This window comes from Acidimicrobiia bacterium (assembly GCA_016650365.1).
Lineage (GTDB): Bacteria > Actinomycetota > Acidimicrobiia > Spongiisociales > JAENVV01 > JAENVV01.
Map to the genome: position 1 here is coordinate 1 of JAENVV010000236.1, position 6,702 is coordinate 6,702.

General features: G+C 58.8%; 6 protein-coding genes. All 6 read right to left on the reverse strand.

The window, feature by feature from the left end; genetic code table 11:
* Nucleotides 1-1,284 (reverse strand): S8 family serine peptidase (locus JJE47_13755; GenBank protein MBK5268489.1); only part of this gene is annotated, 1,284 nt, incomplete at its 3' end.
* Nucleotides 1,285-1,338: 54 nt separating this feature from the next.
* Nucleotides 1,339-3,006, reverse strand: a complete 1,668-nt coding sequence (locus JJE47_13760) for a HAMP domain-containing histidine kinase (GenBank protein MBK5268490.1) — start codon at nt 3,004-3,006, stop codon at nt 1,339-1,341.
* A 226-nt stretch (nt 3,007-3,232) separates the two neighbouring features.
* A complete protein-coding gene (locus JJE47_13765) occupies nt 3,233-3,928 on the reverse strand; it encodes a GntR family transcriptional regulator (protein MBK5268491.1) in 696 nt (231 codons plus the stop codon).
* Nucleotides 3,929-3,960: 32 nt separating this feature from the next.
* Nucleotides 3,961-4,701 carry an ABC transporter ATP-binding protein gene (locus JJE47_13770; protein ID MBK5268492.1) on the reverse strand — a complete coding sequence of 247 codons (741 nt, stop codon included), beginning with the start codon at nt 4,699-4,701 and terminating at the stop codon, nt 3,961-3,963.
* Between the two features lie 12 nt (nt 4,702-4,713).
* Nucleotides 4,714-5,652 (reverse strand): ABC transporter permease, encoded by a 939-nt coding sequence (locus JJE47_13775; protein ID MBK5268493.1) that lies wholly within the window; start codon nt 5,650-5,652, stop codon nt 4,714-4,716.
* Between the two features lie 10 nt (nt 5,653-5,662).
* Nucleotides 5,663-6,496, reverse strand: a complete 834-nt coding sequence (locus tag JJE47_13780) for an ABC transporter permease subunit (GenBank protein ID MBK5268494.1) — start codon at nt 6,494-6,496, stop codon at nt 5,663-5,665.
* Between the last annotated feature and the right edge of the window lie 206 nt (nt 6,497-6,702).

The following is a 6,702-nucleotide window of genomic DNA, read 5'->3' on the forward strand; positions in this document are numbered from 1 at the left end:
GTCGAGAGTTACCGTGGCAGGAACGGTGGCATCCGTCGTGGACAGCGAAATGGAGGCAACCGGACCGGTCGCGGCAAACACCGTTGCTCCGGCGTTCAGGCGCCCACCCGTCTTCGTTTTCCCTGTCAGAGACGGGAGTGAATCAACCCCCGCCAGGATCAGATCGATGACCTCTTCGGGTGGCGAGCCCGGCCGGAGCGATAGGACCAATCCTGCTACGCCGGCGACGAGCGGCGACGAGAAAGAGGTCCCCGAGGCGTTGGCCCATCCACCGATCGATGTGGTGAGCACATTCTCGCCGGGCGCCGCCAGGTCGACGGTCACTTCGCCAAAGTTTGAGAAGCCACTCAGTTGATCGGAGTCGTCGGTGGATGCCACCGAGAGGATGTTGGGCAGGCCAAATCCGGCCGGGAAGAACGGGTTCGGATCGCTATTGGAAGCCGTGTTGCCCGCCGCTGCGGTGACCAGCACGTCGGGACTTGCGGTGAGTTCGTCGCGGAGCGGGTCAAAGTAGGGGCCGGTACCGCCGAGAGACATGTTGATGATGTCGGCGCCGTTGTTTCGGGCGTATGCCACGGCGGCCACGAGGGTGCTGATGGGACATCCGGGGCTGCAAGCTCGCAATGGCATGATCGTGATTTGGGGAGCTATCCCGACCGTGCCGACCCCGTTGAGGTCGGCCGCAGCCATGCCCGCAACGGCGGTCCCATGGCCGTATTCGTCGTCGGGGGAATTGTCGGAGGCGGAGAAATCCCACCCGTTCACGTCATCGATATAACCGTTCTGGTCATCATCCACCCCGTTGCCGGGTATCTCGCCGGCGTTGATCCACAACCGGCCGGCCAGATCGGGGTGGTCGAGATCCACACCGGTGTCGATGACCGCGACAACGACGGAAGGATTACCCTCGGTGAAGGCCCAAGCTGCGTCGGCATCGATGTCGGCGTCGACCGTGCCACCCGTCTGACCGGTGTTCTCAAGAGCCCATTGATCGGAAACCAGTGGATCGCTCGCCAATTGAACAACGCGGTTGGGAATGACCAATGCGGCCAGGTCGCGGCTGAGAGCGGCTGCCCGTCCGTTGGCGAACTCGACAGTCGCGTCGTGTATCAAATACCACCCGTCGGAAAGCGCCTCCATGTCTGACATGACGACTCCCGGATTCCGCACGAGAAACTCCCCGGGTACCACCTCGAACCCTGGCGCGGCTTGCGCCGAACGTGCCGGGGTGACTGAGGCGGCCACGATCATGGCGGCTATGACTGCAGCAGTGGTCCCCCTCATCGTGGTCAGTATGGTCGACTCATGCGGCGGTTGTGAGCGTCCGGGAAAACGCGCCTAGGCGGTTGGACTGTCCGCCGGCCGTTTGCTGGGTACCGTGAGGATGAATTTGCTGCCGTCCGCCGCAGCCCGATAGACCAGGTTGCCGCCCATCAGATGGGAGAGGTGGCGGGACACCGACAGCCCGAGACCCATCGAAGCCGTAACTGCTTTCGGTGCGTGGGCGGTAACGAACGAATCAAAGATCTTTTCTGCCATCTCGGGCGGGACGCCTGGTCCATCGTCGGAGACCATGACGGACGCGAAGTCGGGATCTTGAATGATCTCGATCCACCGGTTCTTGCCTCCGTATCGTTCGGCGTTCGTCACAAGATTGCGGACAATTTGGCGGAATCTGACCGGGTCCACGTAGCCAGTTACGTCGCCAGCGTGATCGACACGAATTCTCTGCCCCAACTCGTTGAGGGTCTCTCGAACGAGTGTGGGAAGGTCACAAGGAGTGGCAGACACGGCGAGGGCTCCCAGATCGGCACGGGCCGAAACCAGCAGATCTTCGACGATGTGGGCCATTTCCTGGCTTTGCTCGACGATGACCTGAAGCAGATCGGACTTCTCGCGCTGGCTCATCTCGGCGGGGCCATTTGCCAGCTCGGTAGCGAACCCGAGGACGGCCGTGAGTGGTGTCCGAAGCTCGTGACTGATCGCCGCGACGAATTCATCCTTCGACCGGTTCAACTCTGACAGAGCGTTTCGTTGTTCGACCAATTCCGAGATGTCTGTGATTGCGACGAAGGTCGTCTTCGTTGTTTCGTGCAAGGGGACAACCCACTTGACGGCACCCGTGACATCTGGATCGGTTTGGATGAGTACCGAGCTGCCGATTTGATCTTCTCCGTTCCAAATCGCCTCCAGCTCGGTGAGGTAGGGCTCAAAGTTGCGGCCGTCGGCCTCGATCGGTTGGAGGCTCCCCAGTAGAGTCGTGCGGTCCGCTCCGAAGAAGCTCTCTGCGCTCTGGTTGGCGTCGAGCACGGTTATCAGACTCATGAGCCTGGTCAACTCGCCGGGGGTTTCCGCGACGTGGCTGCGGATGTCCGATACGCCTCCGTGCCGCAGACGATCAAATTCTGCGAGGAGTCCCGAGAAATCGTCCTCGAAGATAGGTATGGGTAATTGATTCATCGCTGCCCGATATTGTCCGAGGCGGGCACCCGAGGATGCTGCGGACTCCTTTATGTTGATGAGGAAGAAGCTTCCCAGAGTGAAGACGGCCACCGCGGTGAACGCGTTCAGCGGTCCACTCCCGTCGTCGCGACCCCAATACAGCACGAGGGCCGCCATGAACATCGAATACGCAACCGTGAACGAAATTCGTCGCCCGGGCGAATATACCGCCATGATGGATCCGGCCATTACGAGGACGATCGCGGCTGGCAGGTCTGTGGCGTGGACGCCGAATGAGCTGTGTGCGACCGCCGCGGCCAGCGCCGTGAATCCCAGAGAGATATCGGCCCGGTACGCCTTCCGAGCAAGAAGAGCGACGTTGACGAGAACGATCGTTAGGGGTGCAAGCAGCACCCAAAGATATCCTGGTTCGTCGACTCGATGACTTTCGACGAGGATTGCTGGGATCGCCAGGGCGACCAGAATCGTCTCGATCCAAATGAATCGACGGCCAAGGTGTTCGATTGAGTCGCCGCCCTGGCCGGCGGCTCGTTCCTTCGTCATGTCGAACGAACTCTAGCTGCCACCTACCAAGCTTTTGGGTCGCCTGTTGACGGGGCAACCCGACATTGGCAGCAACAGACCGGATGGCAGGGAGGCCAAAGGCTGAGCGGCCGGGGTTGGTCCGAGGCCGGCCCCCAGCCCGATGTTTGGGTGGTGACGGTGTGTTCTTCTCGCGGTCGCCAGTTGTGGCCAAATACGGCAGGTCCGCCTTTGAAACAGCAGAGACCTACGAGGGAGGTGCGTTTTCGACCAGGTCGAGGGCCGCTTCGAGCGTACGGTGAGTGATGCTGAGATGCTCGATGGATGCCTCGATAACGCCGTCCACGTCGCGATTTCGTAAGGCTTCGAGAATCTCGCTATGACCTTGAGCGGCGCGCTCACGATGCTGGTCGTCTTGATTCAAGGCCGCACTGACATACATGACCCACGGCGCCGTAAGCGTTTCAAGAATTCCCAGTAACCGCGGCGCCGCAGCCTTTTCGAACAGAAGCCGGTGAAATCGATCATTGAGTTGAACGAATTCGGAGGTGGAGCTAGCGGTACCGATTTTGTGATGCACTGACTCGATCTCGTCGATGAGTTCGTCGGTCACATTGGGCCATGCCTGACGAATCGCCTCGGGTTCGAGGATGGTTCGTAATCTGAGAATCTCCTCGAGCTCACCAAATACCAGCTCGTGGACGATCCCTCCCCGATGAGGATCTAGCTTGATCAGTCCCTCGGCCGCCAGATCGCGAAGAGCTTCGCGCACCGGGGTGGTGGATACTCCCATAGTCGAGGCAATGTCCGCTTGTACAAGGCGGGTACCCCCAGTCAACTTCCCGTCGAGGATGGCCATTCGGAGGGTCGAGTACACATATTCATGCATCGTCCGACGACCAGGAATTGGCCCTTCGAATAAACCGGATAGATCGTTGGTCATTGGTGGTCCCACTTCCCTGTCGGTTGATTCGGCTAGGTCGCCACCAGGTCGAGTTCCTCAAATTTCTTGAGTACGTTCGCTTTGGCGATTGCCACCCGTTCGTCTGACGGATCCCGAGGGAACGGGAGATCCACGTCGATGTCGTCCTTGAGCACGCCACCTTTGGCAAAGACGAGAATCCGATTGGATAGTTCGACGGCTTCGCCTACGTCGTGGGTTACGAAGATAATGGTCTTGTTGGTGGCCTTCCACATTTCGTGCAACTCACGGCGCAGCGATCGGGCGGTGATGGCATCGAGGTGGCTGAACGGTTCGTCCATGAACATGACATCTGGCTCGACCGAAAAGGCGCGAGCGATGCCGACCCTTTGCTGCATACCACCAGATAGCTCCCCCGGATACTTGTTGCCCTTGTCACCGAGATGCACCATGTCTAAATACTTCTGGCACCGTTTTCTGGCGGCGTCCGTAACTTCCTCCTGGACGAACAACAGGTTGTCCATCACAGTTCGCCACGGTAACAGTCGGGCGGCCTGGAAGACATAGCCAGGAAGAGCCGCGTGACCTTTATTCGTGATAGTGACGCTTCCAGACGTCGGGGTCTCGATCTCGCTGAGGATGTTGAGCAACGTCGATTTACCGCAGCCCGACGGGCCGACGATCGAGACAAAAACATCTCCTTCGATCTCGAGATTTACGTCGACCAAGGCAACGACCTTGTCTTCGCCGACGCCGAACTCCTTGTGAAGGTTCTTGATCTTGATTTCTGCCATACGCTCTTGCTCCTAGATCTGTGCCGCGGCTGTTGCATTTGCGGCGTCATCGGGTCCGTCAAATCGGGCTTCCACGAGCTCCACGTTGGTGGTCTTAGGTCGCCACTTGAATACGCGGTTGGAGATCTTCTCGAAAACCAACTTCTCCAGGAGCAAGGCAAAGATCACGAAGAAGAAGGCGTAGCCGATGATGCCGTGCGCCCGGTGAGCGTCGTAATAGAACTTGATCGTCCAGCCGGCGCCGTCTTGGCCCGAGAACACTTCGGCGATTACCAGACCCTTCCAACCAATCGAGAACGCATATCGGATAGCTGCAAAGAAGAAAGGCATGAGCGAGGGGATCAACACATGACGAGTAGTTCGGTTCTTAGGCACCTTGAAGGCGTTGGCCATATCGAACAGCTCGCGGGGCGTGTTACGAACGCCCTCCCGAACGTTCACGATCACGAAGGGGATGCCGGTCAGGACCACCGTGACGATCGGTGAGCGATTGCCCATTCCGAAGATCAAGCCGGTGAAGAGAGCCCAGGCGAGTGCCGGCATCGCCAGGAGTGCCATCACCCAGTCGTGGAAGAAAGCGTCAACGGCCTTGGATAGACCCATCCCTAGTCCAATGATCGTGCCGATCACCATGGCAATGACGAATCCTGAACCCAACCGGAGTAGTGACCGTCCGAATGTCAGGTACAAATTTTCGCGGGTGATGGCTTGTTTGCCCTCGACGAATGGGTTGATGATTTCTCCCCACATCATGTCGACGACTTCCATCGGGGTGGGGAGAACGTCGACCGCGAACGGCCAAATTTTCCGAATGATTTGCATCCCGACCTGCCAGAACAGGAGTACGCCAATCGGGAAAAGGACCCGTGGTATCCAGGTCGACCTTTTCCACCGGGTAATGAGAGAGACCGGTTTGGTCGACTTCGGAAGCTGAGCGGTTGCAGTGGTCATCTTTTACCTCTCATGTTGCTGCAACTCCCTGGCGCCAACGGAAGTACCGGTTTTCAAATGCCTGAAGTACGACCTTTTCCAGGAAAAGGGCGAACAAGAAAAATGCCAGAATCCATGTGAGGAATTCGTCCATCTGGAACAGTTGGCTGCTAGTCCGCATCTCGAATCCGATGCCCCGACCTGAGGAGAAGATCTCTGTGAGCACAGTGACTTTCCAGGCGATCGAGAACCCGAACCGGACGCCGGTGAACAGGTAGGGCGCCAGATGGGGAAGAACAATGTGTCGGTTCCTTCCGATCACGTCGACCCGAAAGGCCTTGCCCATGTCGACGAGATCCTTTGGCAGGGACTTGACGCCCTCGTAGACGTTGACGCTCACGAGGGCGAAGGTGGTCAAAACGATGGTGATGATCGGGCCGGCGATCCGGTTTCCGAAGATGATGGCGGTGATCAACGCCCAGATGAGACCCGGGGCGGTCAGGCTGATGAGAGTGGCGTCCCGGAAAAAGGCCTCCCACCAACGGTTCTGGGATATCAATCCGATGAACAGGCCGATGGCGAACGAGAGCCCAAAACCGACCGCGATTCGGAAGGTGGTGGCCTGGAAGGCGTCGAGCATCTTGCCGGCTGCCCAGAGCTCACCAAACGTCCTGACAATTCGTGTCGGACCCGGCAGGAGGGCTTCTTCGAGGATGCGCCCGGAACCGTATTCCCAAGCGCCAAGAAAGCAGATGTAGCCCAGAATTCGCCACAACCATTTCTGGCCGAGCTCCTTGCGCCTGGCCTGTTGGGCAAGCTGCTCTTCAGTCGTATGTTGGATATCTGGATCGGTGGCGGCTACCACTAGCGATTGCTCCTTGAGTAGACGATGGAGGTGCCGGGCGGGTTCTTACGCGCCCGGCACCTCCACTGTTGCCGGTTTTACGGCGCCAACGCGTCGAAGCGAGGCATCGTCCAGTCGGCTGGAAGTACATTCGGGTTGTCCGGATCCAGTTCAGTCATCAGGTCATAGATGAGGACTTCGGCATCGATCCAGTCCTGGTCCATGTA